Source organism: Kluyvera genomosp. 2, assembly GCF_036759865.1.
Taxonomy (GTDB): Bacteria; Pseudomonadota; Gammaproteobacteria; order Enterobacterales; family Enterobacteriaceae; genus Kluyvera; species Kluyvera ascorbata_B.
In genome coordinates this window covers 12,368-28,574 of sequence record NZ_JAPKIA010000008.1, presented here as the reverse complement: position 1 = coordinate 28,574, position 16,207 = coordinate 12,368, and the positions used below count along the sequence as shown (strand labels likewise).

Sequence of the window (16,207 nt, the reverse complement as noted above, 5' to 3'; positions counted from 1 at the left end):
ATGTCATACCAATCGCCAATAAATTAATGCAAATCAAAATCTCGCTTGATGAACTCGTTAATCTAGTATGGCAATCAACATTCTCTACAGTGAGTAAAAAAGATGCAGAATATGCTATTAACCGCGAAGGCGAATCTCCCGACCTACGATCGCAGCAAACTGGTGCCACGTATTGTGCACCTGGGCTTCGGCGCATTCCACCGCGCACATCAGGCTGTTTATGCCGATATCCTTGCCGCTGAGCACGGCAGCGATTGGGGGTATACCGAAGTTAACCTGATCGGCGGTGAGCAGCAGATTGCCGACCTGAATCATCAGGACAATTTATACACCGTGGCGGAAATGTCCGCGGATGCATGGACTGCCCGCGTGGTGGGCGTGGTCAAAGAAGCGCTGCACGCCCAGGTTGATGGTCTGGAAACCGTGCTGGCAAAAATGTGTGAACCGCAGGTGGCGATTGTCTCCCTGACGATCACTGAGAAAGGCTACTGCCACTCTCCGGCCACCGGCCAACTGATGCTCGATCATCCGCTTATCGCGGCTGACCTGCAAAACCCGCATCAGCCTAAATCAGCGCCGGGCGTGGTGGTTGAAGCGCTGGCACGTCGTAAAGCGGCGGGTCTGCCGGCGTTCAGCGTTATGTCTTGCGACAATATGCCGGAAAACGGTCACGTGATGCGCAACGTCGTGTGCGCGTATGCGCGCGCCGTGGATGCGGGTCTGGCCGATTGGATCGAGTCCCATGTGACGTTCCCGTCCACAATGGTTGACCGTATCGTACCGGCCGTGACGCCGGAAACGCTGGATAAAATTGAACAGCTGACTGGCGTACGCGATCCGGCGGGTGTGGCCTGTGAGCCGTTCCGTCAGTGGGTTATCGAAGATAACTTTGTCGCGGGCCGCCCGGCTTGGGAAAAAGCGGGCGCTGAGCTGGTCAGCGACGTGATCCCGTTTGAAGAGATGAAGCTGCGTATGCTTAACGGCAGCCACTCGTTCCTGGCTTATCTGGGCTACCTGGCGGGCTATCAGCACATTAACGACTGCATGGGCGATGAAAATTATCGCCGCGCTGCGCACGATCTGATGCTGAAAGAGCAGGCTCCGACCCTGAAAGTGCAGAACGTTGACCTGGCGCGCTATGCCGACCTGCTTATCGCTCGTTACACCAACCCTGCGCTGCGTCATCGCACCTGGCAGATTGCCATGGACGGTAGCCAGAAGCTGCCTCAGCGTATGCTGGACTCCGTACGCTGGCACCTGGCGGATAACAGCAGCTTTGCGCTGCTGGCGCTGGGCGTGGCTGGCTGGATGCGTTATGTGGGTGGAGTAGATGAACAGGGTAACGCCATTGAAGTCTGCGATCCGCTGCTGCCGGTCATTCAGGCGGCGGTCCAGCAGAGCGAAGAGGGCGAATCCCGCGTGAAAGCACTGCTGGCTATCGAAGCCATCTTCGGTCACGATCTGCCGCAGGAAGGCAAATTCGTGGATCTGGTGACCCAGGCCTACCTGTCGCTGGTGAGCAAAGGCGCGAAGGCGACCGTCGCCGAGTTTGCTGCGCGTTAATGACACCCTATAATGCCGCCAGCCCTGGCGGCATTTTCTTGCCTGTTTTTCCTCCGCATTACACTTCTTTAAGTTAATTCATCTCGCTTGAAATAATGGACGATTATTTTCATGCTGAAACTATCATTTTGGTGAATTAATGCTATGTAGAAAGTCCTGCTTGTGTCATGGTTATAGCGAAACAAAAATGGATTCTCTGAAATAAGGAGCTCGGGCTATGTACAAAAAAATTCTCATGCCTGTAGATATTTTCGAAATGGATTTGAGCGACAAAGCAATTCGACATGCCGCGTATCTGGCGGGGGAGTTTGGTGAAATTACGTTATTAAACGTATTGCCGAACAGTAACCGTTCAATATTACGCGGATTCGCGTCAGATATTAAAAAATTTGAAGATTTCATGCAGATGGAATCGGCAAAGAAGATGAAGAGCCTGCAGCGGCTGTTTGATATTCCAGAGTCGCGACTGCACACCGAAGTTCGCTTTGGTAATATTCGCGATGAAGTGATCGCGTTAAGCAAAACCGGCGAGTACGACGCGATTGTCATTGGCTCGCGCCAGCGCGGCATGACCACCCACCTGCTGGGGTCTAACGCAGAATCAATTTTGCGTTACGCAAATATACCGACGATGGTTATTCGATAAAAAAAGGCCTTCAGCAATGAAGGCCTTTTTTATTACTCTTCGCTAAACCAGTCGCGATTTTCCTGACGAATTAACAGCACCGACTCGCTAATTTCCTGAAGATGCAGAGTCATGGCTTTCTCAACCGCATCGGCATCCCGCTGTTCCAGCGCGCTGAAAATTTCGTGATGCTGTCGCAGCAGCATTTCGGGTGATGAAATATGATCGAGGCTCATATAACGGACCCGGTCAATCGCCGCTTTGATATTTTCAATCGTGTCCCAGGCGAGCTGGCAATCGGCAATATTCGACAGCAGCTGGTGGAATTCATCGTCGAGCAGGAAGAAATCATTCAGCTGCTGGCGCTCAATCGCCATTCGCTGCTGATGCAGATTTTGCTCGAGCTGATAGGTTTGCGCATCGTCAATCATGGTTGCTGCACGGCGCGCGACCGCACACTCAATCGCCTGGCGCACGAAGCAGCCGTTACGAACCTGAGAAAGCGAAATTTTATTCACGTAACTGCCGCGTTGCGGACGAATCTGGATAAGTCCGTTTTCAGCCAGCTTAATAAAGGCCTCGCGCACCGGCTGACGCGAAACGTCAAAGCGCAGAGATACCTCTTTCTCCGACAACGGGGTGCCTGGCGGAATGAGGCAGTGCACAATATCGCGACGCAGAATGCGATAAATCTGTTGGTTGACGGGCTGTGTTGGGTTCAGTTGGGTTTCGGCGGCCATTGAGTCGTTCTTATCAGCTGATTAAGCAGCTATTTTACGCTCTTTTTGCCGCCGAGCCCAGACCCGACCGGGGGTCGGGCTGGGATTAAATGCTAACTTTCGCGATGAACGCTCAGACCCGCGTAGGTCTGGCTGACCGGCATCATTTCTACGGTATTAATATTGACGTGTTTTGGCAGCGTCGCGACCCACCAGACCGCCTCGGTAACGTCTTCTGGCGTCAGGGCATTGGCATTTTCGTAGGTTTTTCCGGCCTTCGCATCGTCACCCTTGAAGCGAACGTTGGAAAACTCGGTTCCGCCGACCAGCCCTGGCTCAATATCGGTGACGCGAACGGCGGTACCATGCAGATCGGTACGCAGATTAAGGCTGAACTGGCGCACAAAGGCTTTGGTGGCGCCGTAGACGTTGCCACCGGCATAAGGCCAGCTACCGGCGGTGGAACCAATGTTAATAATATGGCCGCGATTGCGTTCTACCATGCCCGGCAGTACCGCGCGGGTCATATACACCAGGCCTTTGTTGTTGGTGTCGATCATATCTTCCCAATCGTCAACGCTGGCGCGGTGTGCGGGCTCCAGACCCAGAGCCAGCCCGGCGTTATTGACCAGAATATCAATCTCGCGCCACGCTGCCGGCAGGTTAGCAATGGTTTCTTCAATCGCCGCGCGGTTGCGCACGTCAAGCTGCACGGTCAGGATGCTGTCGCCCAGCTCATCTTTGAGTGCTTTTAAACGTTCGTTACGACGGCCTGTGGCGATGACTTTATGCCCGTTGGCAATAAAACGGCGGGTTATGCTTTCGCCAAATCCTGCCGTTGCTCCGGTTACCAGTACGATCATTTCTCTGTTCCTTCAACGTTTAACTGTCACATTACGATAGCAGAACGCCTGGGGCATAACTATCACGGCCCTGCGCTTTACTGAAAGAAAGGCGATAACCCGCGAGGAAGAAAAATGCGGGAATGTTGAGATAAGCGGGCAGCCCCGCGCCGTTTTGTTTATTCTGCTACGGTTAACCGTTTTGTTAAGGAGTACACCATGTCGGCCATGAATCCCTTTTTTGCCAGCAGCACCTTACCGTATCAGGCGCCGCCGTTCGATATGATTAACGATGAGCACTATCGTCCGGCTTTTGATGAAGCGCTGAAGCGCAAACGTCAGGAGGTTGCCGACATCACACATAACCCTGAGCCGGCAACGTTCGACAATACCTTCGTGGCGCTGGAAAAAAGCGGCGAGATGCTGGCGCGCGTCACCGCCGTGTTCTTTGCCATGGCCGCCGCAAACAGCAATGAGACCATTCAGCGGCTGGATGAAGCGTTTTCTGCCGAGTTGGCCGGACTGGCGAACGATATTTATCTTAACGATGCGCTATTTAAGCGTATCCAGTCCGTCTGGGCGCAGCGTGAATCGCTGGGGTTGGATAGCGAGTCTCACCGTCTGGTTGAGGTGATTTACGCCCGTTTTATCCAGGCCGGTGCGATGCTGGGTGAAACGCAAAAGGCAGAGCTGAAAACGCTGAATACCGAAGCCGCCACGCTGAGCAGCCAGTTTCACCAGTGCCTTCTCGGTGCCGCTAAAAACGGTGGACTGGTGGTGGACAGCGAAGCGGCGTTAGCCGGCTTAAGTGCAGATGAGATTGCCACGGCCGCCGCTGCGGCCGCGGAACGCGGGTTGGCGGGACGCTGGTTGATTCCGCTGGTGAACACCACTCAGCAGCCCGTGCTGGCGAGTCTGCGCGTTCGGGAAACCCGTGAAAAACTCTTTAATGCGGCCTGGCAGCGCAATCAGCGCGGCGACGATAACGATACGCGTGAACGCATTCTCAAACTGGTCGCCATCCGCGCGCGTCAGGCCGAGCTGCTTGGCTATGCCGATTATGCCAGCTGGAGCATGGCTGACCAGATGGCAAAAACGCCGCAGGCGGCGTTTGAGTTCATGCGCGAAATTACCCCGGCGGCCCGCGCTCGCGCTGAAAGTGAACTGGCCGATATTCAGGCGCTGATTGATAACGGTGATGCGCCCTTCAGCGCACAGGCCTGGGACTGGCTGTATTATTCCGAACAGGTCAGGCGCGAAAAATACGCGATAGATGAAGCACAAATTAAGCCTTTCCTGGCGCTGGAGCGTGTGCTGATTGATGGCGTGTTCTGGGCTGCCAGCCAGCTGTTTGGCATTCGTTTTATCGAGCGCTTCGATCTGCCGGTTTACCATCCCGACGTGCGCGTGTGGGAGATTTTTGATGCCGATGGTGAGGGAATGGCGCTGTTCTATGGCGACTTCTTTGCCCGAGACAGCAAAAGCGGCGGGGCGTGGATGGACAACTTCGTCCCGCAGTCAACGCTGCTGGGCACGCGTCCGGTTATCTACAACGTGTGCAATTACCCGAAACCGGCTGCCGGAAAAAGCGCGCTGATCTCGTGGGATGATACCATTACGCTATTCCATGAGTTCGGCCACGCGCTGCACGGCCTGTTTGCGAATCAGCGTTATGCGACGTTATCCGGCACCAATACGCCACGTGATTTTGTTGAGTTTCCATCGCAAATAAACGAGCACTGGGCGAGCCATCCGGAGGTGTTTGCCCACTATGCGCGTCATTACGAAACCGGTGAGCCGATGCCGGAAACGTTGCGAGATAGCCTGTTCCGCGCAGCGAACTTCAATAAAGGCTACGATATGAGCGAACTGCTCAGCGCGGCGCTGCTGGACATGAACTGGCACAGCCTGTCGGCAAATTCATTGCCTGAGAGCGTAGACGAGTTCGAAGCCCAGGCGCTACAGCGCGAGCGTATCGATCTTGCTGCCGTTCCTCCGCGTTACCGCAGCAGCTATTTTTCGCATATTTTCGGCGGCGGCTACGCGGCGGGTTATTATGCCTATCTGTGGACGCAAATGCTGGCCGATGATGGTTATCAATGGTTCGTCGAGCGCGACGGTTTAAATCGCGAGAACGGTCAACGTTTTCGCGATGCTATTTTATCGCGCGGTAACAGCAGCGATTTAGAAAAACTGTATCGTTGCTGGCGGGGACACGATCCGCGCATTGCGCCGATGCTGAAAAATCGTGGTTTAAGCGAAACGGATTAATACTCGCACCGCTCGTCCGGCTGTTTAGATATTCCGGACGAGCGTAAAAACGAAAAAAAACCCGCACACAGGGCTGGCGGGTTAAGTACCACAATAAATAGAGCATTGTTGCTGCCATTCCTGGAGCGAAGGCAACCGCTGTGATTTTACGTGGTGATAACAATTACGCAACCTGACATTTTCGGTAGGGTATCACCTCTTGGCGCAGAGAGGTGCGCTGGCTCACAGGCTCTTTACAAATACGTGCAGTTGTTGAAATAACTCGCCATTCAGCTTGCTAACATGTCTGCGTAAATCGTTGAGTTAATGGATTTAATATCGACAATCTGCCCGGAGGCAATAATGAAAAAATCCCAGCGTAACGCTCGTCGCGAATCCATCTGGTCTACCCGTCCTGAGCATCAGGACTTACAGGAGTCGCGTTCCGGCAGATTGTGGGCGGGCCGGCGGGCCGGCTGCCAGAGCAAGAAGGCGTGGAAACACACCGCCTTAAATAATGCGTTGGCCGTTTAGCATTAGTTGAATAAAGCAGTGATAAGATCCCTTTACAGCAACGGTTTCTTCATTCAGGACGGATGGGGAACTGGAGAAGTAAAAATCTATCCATGCAAGCATTTATACCGCCAGTTTCCTGGCGGTTTTTTTATGCGCGATATGCTACAGGCTTATTTCGGTTGTCGTTAATCGTTCCATTTCCCGCTAAAATAGGCAGTCAGAAAACCGGAAAACAGAATAAGCCCCATTGCAACCAGAAACACGTGCATATTATCCAGCATGATGACCTCCTCTTTTAACGATTCCACTCCGGACATCCTTTAGCGTACTGTTTTAAACTTAGACTAACGCAGTCATTTGTGAATTAATTATTTGTTGCGGTAAATTTCTTACGGTAGGCCAGCGGACTGATGGCCAAATGCTGCTGAAAACGCAGGCGCAAATTTTTGGCGTTACCAAAACCGGTTATCTCCGCCACTCGCTCTACGCTGTCTCTGCCGGACGCCAGGTGGTGCTGTGCCTGCTGCAGGCGGGCATCAAGCAGCCAACGGGCGGGCGTTTTGCCGGTGGCCTCCTGGAAACGTCGCAGAAATGTCCGTTCACTCATGCCCACCCGTTCTGCGAGCGAACGGACGCTATGGCTATCGGCCAGATGCTGATGAAGAAAATCAAACAGCACGCCCAGACGCTGGCTCTCACGGGAGCGGGCAACCGGCCGACTTACCTGCTGTTTCTGGGCCCCGTCGCGGTGCGGCTGGATGACCAGCCGCCTGGCAACGCGATTGGCCGCTTCCAGACCATAATCCAGGCGCACCACGTGTAAACAAAGATCGATCCCCGCAGCGCTGCCCGCGGAAGTCAATACGCGTCCTTCCTCGATGTATAGCACGTCCTCCGCCACCTTGATTTGCGGGTAGCGCTGCTGTAGCGGGGCGGTATATCGCCAGTGGGTGGTTGCCCGCTGGCCATCAAGCAGCCCGGCTGCCGCCAGGACGAAGACGCCGGAACAAATCGACATCACCCGACAACCACGCTGGTGCGCGCGGCGTAGCGCCTGGCACAGCGCATCGGGCACCGGGCTGTCTATTCCACGCCAGCCGGGAACGATGATGGTGTCGGCGTCGTCGAGTAACGTCAGGCCGCCATCGGCCATAATCCGAATGCCGCCGGTGGCGCGAAGTTCACCGTCATCGACGGCGAAACGGTACCAGTCGTCGCCCATTTCCGGGCGATGCAGGCCAAAGACCTCGACCGCTACGCCAAATTCGAAGGTACATAGCCCGTCATAGGCGAGCACCACCACGCGAGGGGCGCGGATTGTCATATTCTGGCCGTTTTCTGTCATCTCTGGGGGCGGTCCTCTCGGCAGGTGCCTGTTTATACTCATCGCATCGTTACCATAGTGGTAACACATAATGAGAGAGTCAACGATGAGTTACGTAACTGAATTTCCGGCCGTCAGCGCCGCCGAAGCCGCCGCCCATTTCCGCCAGCGTCTGAGCGTTGAAACGGATTGTGCTGATGTTCATGCCGCGCTCCAGCAGCCGCCGTTAGATTTTGTATTACTGCACGTGGTGGGCAACGCCGAGACCTTTGCGTTCCGCCATATCCCCGGTGCGATTCACCTTCGTCACGCAGAGATCAACGCTGAGCGTATGCAGACATGGCCGCCGGAAACGCTGTTTGTGGTCTACTGCGCGGGGCCGCACTGTAACGGCGCAGATCGCGCAGCGCTTAAGCTGGCGATGCTTGGGCGTCCGGTGAAAATAATGATTGGCGGTATCACCGGTTGGCAGGATGAAGGTTTCGCTTTTAACGTGGGATCGTGAATTTTCTTCATCATCCATGAATTATTCTCGTTTGCCTGCGTGGGTTACGGATGACATTATTTGGATATCTAGCCATCCAGAAGTCTAAATAATTTAAATAACCAATAATCACCCAGGGGAAACACATGCCCCCGGGAAGTCAGGAGAAACGCATGGCACATCAACACGCTCCTTATCGCGCCGATATCGTCGGCAGCTTTTTACGTCCGCTGGCAATAAAGCAGGCGCGTCAGCAGTGGCTTAACGGAGACATCACCGCACAGCAGCTGCGTGCGGTAGAGGACGAGGAAATTCGTCGCGTTGTGCAGCACCAGTGCGACTGCGGCCTGCACGTAGTGACCGACGGTGAATTCCGTCGTGCCTGGTGGCACTTTGATTTCTTTGACGGCCTACAGGGCGTTGAACGCTATGATGCGGAGCAGGGCATTCAGTTTAACGGCGTGCAGACGCGGGCCCATGGCATTCGCGTGACCGGCAAGCTGGGCTTTGGTGACCATCCTATGCTGGACGATTTTCGTTTCCTGAAAAGCATCAGCGGCGATGCCACGCCGAAAATGACGATTCCAAGCCCCAGCGTGCTGCACTTCCGCGGCGGGCGCAAAGATATTGATGCCACCGTATATCCGGATCTGGCGGATTATTTTAACGATCTGGCCGATACCTGGTGTGATGCCATCCGTGCCTTCTATGATGCGGGCTGCCGCTACCTTCAGTTGGATGACACGGTCTGGGCCTATCTGTGTTCCGAAGACCAGCGTCGGCAGGTGCGTGAGCGCGGTGACGATCCGGATCGACTGGCGGCAATTTATGCCGATGTGCTGAACCGCGCGCTGGAAGGTAAACCGGACGACCTGATTATCGGCCTGCACGTCTGTCGCGGTAACTTCCGCTCGACGTGGATTTCGGAAGGCGGCTATGAACCGGTAGCCGAGATCCTGTTTGGCCGTGTGAACGTTGATGCGTTCTTCCTGGAGTATGACAACGATCGTTCTGGCGACTTTGCACCGCTGCGCTTCATCCGTCCTGGGCATCAAAAAGCGGTGCTGGGTCTGATTACAACCAAAAACGGTGAGCTGGAAAATCCGCAAGGGGTGAAGGCGCGCCTGGAAGAGGCGGCAAACTACGTGGCGCGGGATCAAATCTGCCTGAGCCCGCAGTGCGGCTTTGCCTCCACTGAAGAGGGCAATAGTCTGAGTGAACAGCAACAGTGGGATAAGGTACGTCTGGTGACGGGGATTGCCGCACAGGTCTGGTGATTCGCGCAGGCAAAGGCCGGATTAGGCAGCAGGCTTATCCGGCCGATTGCGCTATCACACGGCGTTAAGCTCAGGGTGCCAGCCGCTGGCTTTAATGCCGCGGAAGATCAACAGCCAGGCCAGCACAATCACCACCATCATGATGGGGAAGAGCGCAAGGGGCGCGAAATGCGTCAGGATCTGCCCGGTCAGCAGCGGATTCAGCGCCGCCCCTAACCACCCCAACGCCTGAGCGGAAAAATAGCTGGCTTTCATTCCCGGCGGGGCGATGTTGTCGATGAGCATATATTCTCCCGGGGCGTAGATAACCTCGCCCAACGTGAAGACGGCGGCCGCCAGCCCCCAGAACAGCAGATTGCTGCCCGACATCATAAAACCCGCCAGGCCCAGCACGTAGCAGACGGTGCCAAAGGTCATCAACGGACGCAGGTTGGTCGAGGTAAGCCGGCGGCCAATCGCATACTGCAAGGTCACCACCACGGCGGCATTGACCGGCAGGATCACCGCCACGACTTTTTCAGCAAAGGTGCTGTCGCCGATGGCCAGCACATACTGTGACAGGCAGGAAGCGAATGAACCACCGACAAACGACGCCAGCAGGCCGGAAAGCGTAAACCACAGCAGCGCCCGATCGCGTAGCAGAACCGACGGTGACCAGGCGACCGGCGATTCGGCCATTTCGGCCGCTGAGACACGCTCAACGTAGCGCTGGATAAACAGCAGCGGGAACGCCGCGCAAATGGCTGCCAGCCAGAACGGCAGGTTGATGCTGCTCATGACCAGCAGCGTGCCGATCGGCGGCCCGATGGTCCAGCCGATGTTCAGGAACGTATAGTTCAGCGAGAACACGCGCGCTTTAGTGGTAGGCGCAAGCGTATCGGAAAAATAGGCTTTCAGCACGGTGGAGAACACCGAGTACGAACAGTTGATCAGCGAAAAGAAAAACACCACTAGCGTGACGCTGTGCACCAGAGGGATAGCCACAAAACCGCAGATGAAGAACGCGATGGCGATCAGCATATAGCGTTTTTTATCAAACTTGTCGGCCAGAATGCCGAAGCCGAGGCTGAACACCACACCAATCACCAGCGCGATAGACATCGCGTAGCCGATGGTATCTACCGTCATCGCGTACTGGCGCGTGAGGTAAATGGTCATAAAGGGAAGTGTGGCACCGCGCCCGATGGTTAACAGTAACGACGATGCCAGCAGCGCAATCGTGGATCGCCTTGTCGTTGGTTTCATTTTCCTGCCCGAGAAGTGTGGTTGGCTTATTTTTTGTTATCGCTTTCAGAAATATCACGCCATAAGCGGCTTGTATAGCCAGGGTCTTGTCGGGAAGTGCGATTTCAGCCTGCCAGAAATAATGATCTATTCCTGGGGTGAATTTTTCGTTACTTTGATTGTGTTTACATAAATTTAATAAATGACGGGGCGGGTATGACGCGTAAAGATGGACTGCTGGCGTTGCTGGTTGTCGTGGTATGGGGGCTGAACTTTGTCGTTATCAAAGTGGGGCTGCACGGTATGCCGCCGCTGCTGCTGGCAGGTCTGCGTTTTTTATTTGTTGCCTTCCCGGCGCTGTTCTTCGTGCCGCGTCCGCGGGTGCCGCTCTCGCTGCTGCTGGGCTATGCGCTGACCATTAGCTTTGGCCAGTTTGCCTTCCTGTTTTGCGCCATTAATTTCGGTATGCCGGCCGGTCTGGCTTCGCTGGTCCTCCAGGCACAGGCTTTCTTTACTATTGTGCTCGGTGCCTTCGCGTTCGGTGAACGACTGCAGCGCAAGCAGCTGGTGGGCATTTCGCTGGCGGTGTTTGGTGTGCTGGTGCTGATAGAAACCAGCATGACCGGCCAGCATGTCAAGCTGCTAGGTTTTATGCTGACGCTGGCGGCGGCACTGTGCTGGGCCTGCGGCAATATCTTCAATAAAAAGATCATGCACCATGATTCGAAGCCGGGCGTGATGTCGCTGGTGGTATGGAGCGCGCTGATTCCTATTTTACCTTTCATGCTCAGCTCGTGGATTTTTGAAGGATCGCAGCAAATGGCGCAGAGCCTGATTCATATTGATCTGACTACCGCGCTGTCGCTGGCCTATCTGTCCTTTGTCGCCAGTATTGTCGGCTATGGCATCTGGGGATCGTTGCTGGGGCGTTATGAAACCTGGCGCGTGGCGCCGCTGTCGCTGTTGGTGCCGGTGGTGGGGCTGGCCAGCGCAGCGCTGCTGTTAGATGAAACGCTATCGGTAATGCAGCTCATCGGTGCGCTGCTGATTATGGCCGGGCTGTTTATTAATGTCTTCGGGCTGCGTTTGCCGGGACTGAGGCGAGCGGTGAAGGGCTAAAAAAAGCCCCGCAAAGGCGGGGCAATTAGCGTTTAGCGATTGTTTTCATTGTAATACGGTACGCCCAGCTCATCGGATTTATCGCTGCCGGAACCCATATGATTAAAGTCAAACGGTGACTGGCTGCTGGCGGACGGCATCAGCATGGTGTCGTGCGCGTTCTTGTGGGCTGGAAGTTGCTCCGCGTAGCTCTGCATGGAGGCCATCGCCAGTAGGGCGAAGGCAACGGAAGCGAACAGTTTCATGATTTCCTCAATACGTCTTTTGCAGGCGATTAACAAACACAGTGATTAATAGGGTGGAGATAGCGAGACTCTCCGTGCATATTGGTGACGCGATACTTGTGCGGCGGCACGTCAAAATAGTTTTTAAATGTCCGCGTCAGCGTCTGCTGCGACTCAAACCCGTAACGTTCGGCCAGATAGAGAATCGGCTCGTTGCCTTCTTTGAGTTTCTGGGCGATTTCCGTCAGCTTGCGGGTGCGAATGTACTGACCTAATGAATGGCCGGTTTCTTTTTTAAACATCCGCTGCAGGTGCCATTTAGAGTAACCGGAACGTTCTGACACTTTCTCAAGCGACAGCGGTGATTCCAGGTTATCTTCGATCCAGTCCAAAATGCTATGAATAGTGATAGCGTCAGTGTTGCGTCTGGACATCGTCTTACCTCTTCTTCTGTTTACGGCAATATTTTTTTAAGGAGAAGTTCGAGCGTTGCAACTTCATTTGCCGTTAAGTTTTTTGTTAATTCCTGGTGCAGGTTTTGCCCAACGAGCAGATGGCATTGTTCACAAATGGCTGCGCCTTCAGGCGTCAGCTGAATCAACACACCGCGTTTATCGCTTGGATTGGGTAACCGGGCAATCCAGCCCCGGCACAGCAAGCGATCGAGCATGCGGGTGAGCGCGCCCAGATCCACCGACAAGGTTTTTTTCAATTCCACGGGGGTGATACTGCCTTGACAACGAATAGAGCAAAGCACTCTGAACTGTGAGGCTGTAATGTCTTCCGGCGATAAATGCTCGTTGAGTAAGCGATCTTTTTTTTGGTTAACCAGGTGAATCAAATGCCCAAGTGGAATCATTTCATTGAAGAGATTGCTTGTGCTGTTCACGATGGTTGCCCTGGCAAGTACTTTAGTTGCGGTGGATATTATTTCTCACGCAACCATAAGTCAACTGAATGGATTGGGCGATGCCACGAATTGCTAAAACGCTCCAAATCGACCCAAATAGGATATCCTCTAAAGTGTCGCTTTGAAGTCATACATGCTGTGTAAAAAGCGACAGCGCGGCGTAAAGGCCATTTTCCGTAACACAGACAGGATTTTTGAACGCTTATGAAGGAACTCTTTCAGGCTATTGGACTGGGGCTGGTGGTTTTGCTGCCGCTGGCTAATCCGCTAACGACCGTTGCGCTGTTCCTTGGGCTTTCGGGGAATATGAACAGCGCGGAGCGTAACCGCCAGTCGCTGATGGCGTCAGTTTACGTCTTCGCTATCATGATGGTGGCCTATTATGCGGGCCAGGTCGTGATGAATACATTCGGCATATCAATACCAGGGCTGCGTATTGCCGGTGGGCTTATCGTGGCTTTTATCGGTTTCCGGATGCTGTTCCCGCAGCAAAAAGCGCATGACTCCCCGGAGGCGCGCAGTAAATCGGAAGAGCTTCAGGATGAGCCTACTGCCAATATCGCGTTTGTGCCGCTCGCGATGCCCAGCACGGCAGGTCCGGGGACCATTGCCATGATTATCAGCTCGGCATCTACGGTGAAACACGGGGTTAACTTCCCGGAGTGGGTGGTGCTGGTGGCACCGCCGATAATCTTCGCACTGGTCGGGGTGATTCTGTGGGGGTGCCTGCGCAGCTCTGGGGCGATCATGCGGCTGGTTGGCAAAGGTGGCATCGAGGCGATCTCGCGCCTGATGGGCTTCCTGCTGGTATGTATGGGGGTACAGTTTATTATTAACGGCGTACTCGAAATTATTAAGACCTATCCCGCCTGATACAGTCCGCGACCGCAGCACGGAACAGCGCTGCGGTCGCGGGTCATTAATGCTGATGTGCTTGTTCTTCCAACGACGCCGCTGGCCAGCGGCGGAAAATCACCACTGACCAGATAAAAGCCGCCAGTGCCGGCAGCGCGCCCACGTAGCCGATAGATGACATCGACCAGTGGGTGCTGATCTGGCTACCGAGCAGCGCACCGGCCCCAATACCGATATTAAATATCCCGGAAAACAGCGACATGGCGACGTCGGTTGCATCCGGCGCCAGCGCCAGCACTTTGACCTGCATTCCCAGACCAATCACCATAATGGCAATACCCCAGAAGATGCTCAGCACCGCGAGGTGACTCGCGTCGCGCGCGGCAGGCAGCAGCAGCAGCAGGCAAATCAGCAGCATGCCAATCGCACTGCTGATGAGCCCGGAGGCGTGTTGATTACCCAGTTTGCCGAAGACAATGCTACCAATAATGCCCGCGCCGCCCAGAATCAGCAGCAGGATCGTGGCGAAATTGCCGCTCAGGCCTGCCACGGTCTGCACGAACGGTTCAATGTAGCTGTAGGCCGTGTAGTGCGCGGTCACCACCACCACGGTCAGCAGATAGATGCTGACCAGCGCCGGTCGGCGGAACAGTACCGGCAGGCTTTTCAGCGAGCCAGAGTGTTCACTTGGCAGACGCGGCAGCAGTTTGATCAGCGCCAGCAGGGTCAGCAGCGCGCCAACGCCAATGGCGAAAAAGGTGGTACGCCAGCCGAAGTACTGGCCGACGATCCGGCCAATCGGGATACCGAAGACCATCGCCAGGGCGGTGCCGGTGGCTATCAGACTCAGCGCCTGCGCGCGTTTACCTGCTGGTGCCATGCGAATAGCCAGCGAGGCGGTAATTGACCAGAACACCGCATGTGCGAACGCAATACCGATACGGCTGGCCACCAGCACGGTGAAATTCCATGCAAGGAAGGAAAGAACGTGGCTGGCGATAAATAAAATAAACAGACCAATAAGCAGCTTACGTCGCTCCATCTGGCTGGTGAGCAGCATAAACGGCAATGACATCAGCGCCACCACCCAGGCATAGATGGTCAGCATGATGCCCACTTCGGCGGTTTGCATACCAAAACTTTGCGCAATATCGGAAAGCAGGCCCACCGGAACGAATTCCGTGGTGTTGAAAATAAAGGCGGCGATAGCCAGCGTGACTACCCGAAGCCACGCGATCCGACGAGAGACCGTGTTCGTTGTCATAGGTAAATGCACCGGGAGTATGAGAGGAATGAAGAGACGCACGATCTTAAAGCTATTACCGCCGCAAATACAATCATTATGTGATTTACATCTCATTTTTACATTGTGGTGACAGTGTCACGTTTAGGCGGACAAAAGAGACTTGTTGCTGTTAACGTTCTGTGTCAGTTTGCCTTAACGCCATGACAACACGGAGAAGCAGATGCACGAGATTGATTTTTTTATGGTTGATGCCTTTAGCAACAAGGCGTTCGGCGGCAATGCGGCGGCAGTGTGTCTGCTTCGCGAGTGGCCAGAGGATGCGCTACTGCTCAGTATGGCCCAGCAGCATAATCAGTCCGAGACGGCCTTTATCGTCAATCAACCGGGAGGTTTTGCGCTACGCTGGTTCACCACCCGCAATGAAGTCAACCTGTGTGGTCACGGTACGCTCGCCAGCGCGCATGTGGTGTTTAACCATCTCAACTACCCGGATGATCGCATCCATTTCGAGACGCTATCGGGGCGCTTAACCGTGACGCGCAGCGGTGACTGGCTGACGCTGGATTTTCCGGCCGGCGGCACCAAAGCGGCGGCACCGCCCCCCGCGATGCTGCGTGCGTTGGGCATCAGTACCTATCGTCATGCGCGTCGCGGGCGCGCGTGGGTGATTGAACTGGATAACCGCGAGCAGGTAGAGGCGCTTCAGCCGGATATCGGCGCGATGACCCCCGGCGAACATAAGGTGTCGGTAACGGCCGTCGGTGAGGGCGAATGTGATTTTGTCAGCCGCTTCTTTTCACCCGGCGAGGCGGTATGGGAAGACCCGGTTACCGGCTCGGCGCATACCATGCTGATCCCGTATTGGGGGGAGAAGCTCGGTAAAACGCAGATGCTGGCGCGGCAGGTGTCGACGCGGGGCGGCGATATTCGCTGTGAGTGGGCAGGCGACCGCGTGCTGATGGGGGGAAAAGCGCGAACCTATTTGCAGGGTAAGGTGCTGCTGGATTAACCCGGCCTCTTGACCGGGTC

18 protein-coding genes are annotated in these 16,207 nt (G+C 54.9%); 9 read left to right on the top strand and 9 right to left on the bottom strand.

Annotated elements, in window-relative coordinates; genetic code table 11:
- Window positions 1–102: 102 nt before the first annotated feature.
- Together V6942_RS10150 and V6942_RS10145 are read left to right on the top strand one after the other, a co-directional pair.
- Entirely contained in the window at window positions 103–1,563 is a 1,461-nt protein-coding gene (locus V6942_RS10150; protein WP_333501208.1) for a mannitol dehydrogenase family protein, read from the top strand.
- A 217-nt stretch (window positions 1,564–1,780) separates the two neighbouring features.
- Window positions 1,781–2,209 (top strand): universal stress protein, encoded by a 429-nt coding sequence (locus tag V6942_RS10145; RefSeq protein WP_106930598.1) that lies wholly within the window; start codon window positions 1,781–1,783, stop codon window positions 2,207–2,209.
- Window positions 2,210–2,241: 32 nt separating this feature from the next.
- On the opposite strand, the gene V6942_RS10140 is transcribed toward V6942_RS10145, so the two are convergent.
- Together V6942_RS10140 and ydfG are read right to left on the bottom strand one after the other, a co-directional pair.
- Window positions 2,242–2,928, bottom strand: coding sequence for a GntR family transcriptional regulator (locus tag V6942_RS10140; protein WP_333501207.1), 687 nt, complete (start codon window positions 2,926–2,928; stop codon window positions 2,242–2,244).
- 92 nt (window positions 2,929–3,020) lie between these two features.
- Window positions 3,021–3,770: a bifunctional NADP-dependent 3-hydroxy acid dehydrogenase/3-hydroxypropionate dehydrogenase YdfG gene (ydfG, locus tag V6942_RS10135; RefSeq protein WP_106930602.1), complete on the bottom strand. Its 750-nt coding sequence runs from the start codon at window positions 3,768–3,770 to the stop codon at window positions 3,021–3,023.
- 198 nt (window positions 3,771–3,968) lie between these two features.
- Between ydfG and dcp the strand changes: the two genes are divergently transcribed.
- Window positions 3,969–6,020 carry a peptidyl-dipeptidase Dcp gene (gene dcp / locus V6942_RS10130; RefSeq protein WP_333501206.1) on the top strand — a complete coding sequence of 684 codons (2,052 nt, stop codon included), beginning with the start codon at window positions 3,969–3,971 and terminating at the stop codon, window positions 6,018–6,020.
- Window positions 6,021–6,362: 342 nt separating this feature from the next.
- Complete coding sequence (locus V6942_RS10125) at window positions 6,363–6,533, top strand: hypothetical protein (RefSeq protein WP_181358056.1); 171 nt, start codon at window positions 6,363–6,365, stop codon at window positions 6,531–6,533.
- A 167-nt stretch (window positions 6,534–6,700) separates the two neighbouring features.
- Here the strand turns inward: V6942_RS10125 and mgtS are convergent, their stop codons facing one another.
- Together mgtS and ftrA are read right to left on the bottom strand one after the other, a co-directional pair.
- A complete protein-coding gene (gene mgtS, locus V6942_RS10120; protein WP_146145744.1) occupies window positions 6,701–6,796 on the bottom strand; it encodes a protein MgtS in 96 nt (31 codons plus the stop codon).
- 83 nt (window positions 6,797–6,879) lie between these two features.
- Window positions 6,880–7,860 carry a transcriptional regulator FtrA gene (gene ftrA, locus V6942_RS10115; RefSeq protein WP_333501205.1) on the bottom strand — a complete coding sequence of 327 codons (981 nt, stop codon included), beginning with the start codon at window positions 7,858–7,860 and terminating at the stop codon, window positions 6,880–6,882.
- Window positions 7,861–7,945: 85 nt separating this feature from the next.
- Between ftrA and V6942_RS10110 the strand changes: the two genes are divergently transcribed.
- The gene (locus V6942_RS10110; protein ID WP_333501204.1) at window positions 7,946–8,344 is read left to right on the top strand and encodes a rhodanese-like domain-containing protein; all 399 of its coding nucleotides are present in this window, start codon (window positions 7,946–7,948) and stop codon (window positions 8,342–8,344) included.
- 152 nt (window positions 8,345–8,496) lie between these two features.
- Entirely contained in the window at window positions 8,497–9,600 is a 1,104-nt protein-coding gene (locus V6942_RS10105) for a cobalamin-independent methionine synthase II family protein (RefSeq protein ID WP_333501203.1), read from the top strand.
- Between the two features lie 54 nt (window positions 9,601–9,654).
- Here the strand turns inward: V6942_RS10105 and ydeE are convergent, their stop codons facing one another.
- The gene (gene ydeE / locus V6942_RS10100; protein WP_106930612.1) at window positions 9,655–10,845 is read right to left on the bottom strand and encodes an efflux MFS transporter YdeE; all 1,191 of its coding nucleotides are present in this window, start codon (window positions 10,843–10,845) and stop codon (window positions 9,655–9,657) included.
- A 195-nt stretch (window positions 10,846–11,040) separates the two neighbouring features.
- Between ydeE and eamA the strand changes: the two genes are divergently transcribed.
- The gene (eamA, locus tag V6942_RS10095; protein WP_106930614.1) at window positions 11,041–11,943 is read left to right on the top strand and encodes an O-acetylserine/cysteine exporter; all 903 of its coding nucleotides are present in this window, start codon (window positions 11,041–11,043) and stop codon (window positions 11,941–11,943) included.
- A 32-nt stretch (window positions 11,944–11,975) separates the two neighbouring features.
- On the opposite strand, the gene marB is transcribed toward eamA, so the two are convergent.
- From marB to marR, 3 genes are read right to left on the bottom strand one after another with little or no spacing between them, the layout of a single operon-like run.
- Window positions 11,976–12,188 (bottom strand): multiple antibiotic resistance protein MarB, encoded by a 213-nt coding sequence (gene marB / locus V6942_RS10090; protein WP_106930616.1) that lies wholly within the window; start codon window positions 12,186–12,188, stop codon window positions 11,976–11,978.
- Window positions 12,189–12,217: 29 nt separating this feature from the next.
- A complete protein-coding gene (marA, locus tag V6942_RS10085; protein ID WP_064545350.1) occupies window positions 12,218–12,601 on the bottom strand; it encodes an MDR efflux pump AcrAB transcriptional activator MarA in 384 nt (127 codons plus the stop codon).
- Window positions 12,602–12,621: 20 nt separating this feature from the next.
- On the bottom strand, window positions 12,622–13,056 hold the full coding sequence (gene marR, locus V6942_RS10080; protein WP_106930618.1) for a multiple antibiotic resistance transcriptional regulator MarR: 435 nt from the start codon (window positions 13,054–13,056) through the stop codon (window positions 12,622–12,624).
- A gap of 225 nt (window positions 13,057–13,281) precedes the next feature.
- Between marR and V6942_RS10075 the strand changes: the two genes are divergently transcribed.
- The gene (locus V6942_RS10075; RefSeq protein ID WP_106930620.1) at window positions 13,282–13,950 is read left to right on the top strand and encodes a MarC family NAAT transporter; all 669 of its coding nucleotides are present in this window, start codon (window positions 13,282–13,284) and stop codon (window positions 13,948–13,950) included.
- Between the two features lie 46 nt (window positions 13,951–13,996).
- Here the strand turns inward: V6942_RS10075 and V6942_RS10070 are convergent, their stop codons facing one another.
- A complete protein-coding gene (locus tag V6942_RS10070; RefSeq protein WP_182934731.1) occupies window positions 13,997–15,196 on the bottom strand; it encodes a sugar transporter in 1,200 nt (399 codons plus the stop codon).
- A gap of 202 nt (window positions 15,197–15,398) precedes the next feature.
- Between V6942_RS10070 and V6942_RS10065 the strand changes: the two genes are divergently transcribed.
- Complete coding sequence (locus tag V6942_RS10065; RefSeq protein WP_333501202.1) at window positions 15,399–16,187, top strand: PhzF family phenazine biosynthesis protein; 789 nt, start codon at window positions 15,399–15,401, stop codon at window positions 16,185–16,187.
- Window positions 16,188–16,207: the final 20 nt, after the last annotated feature.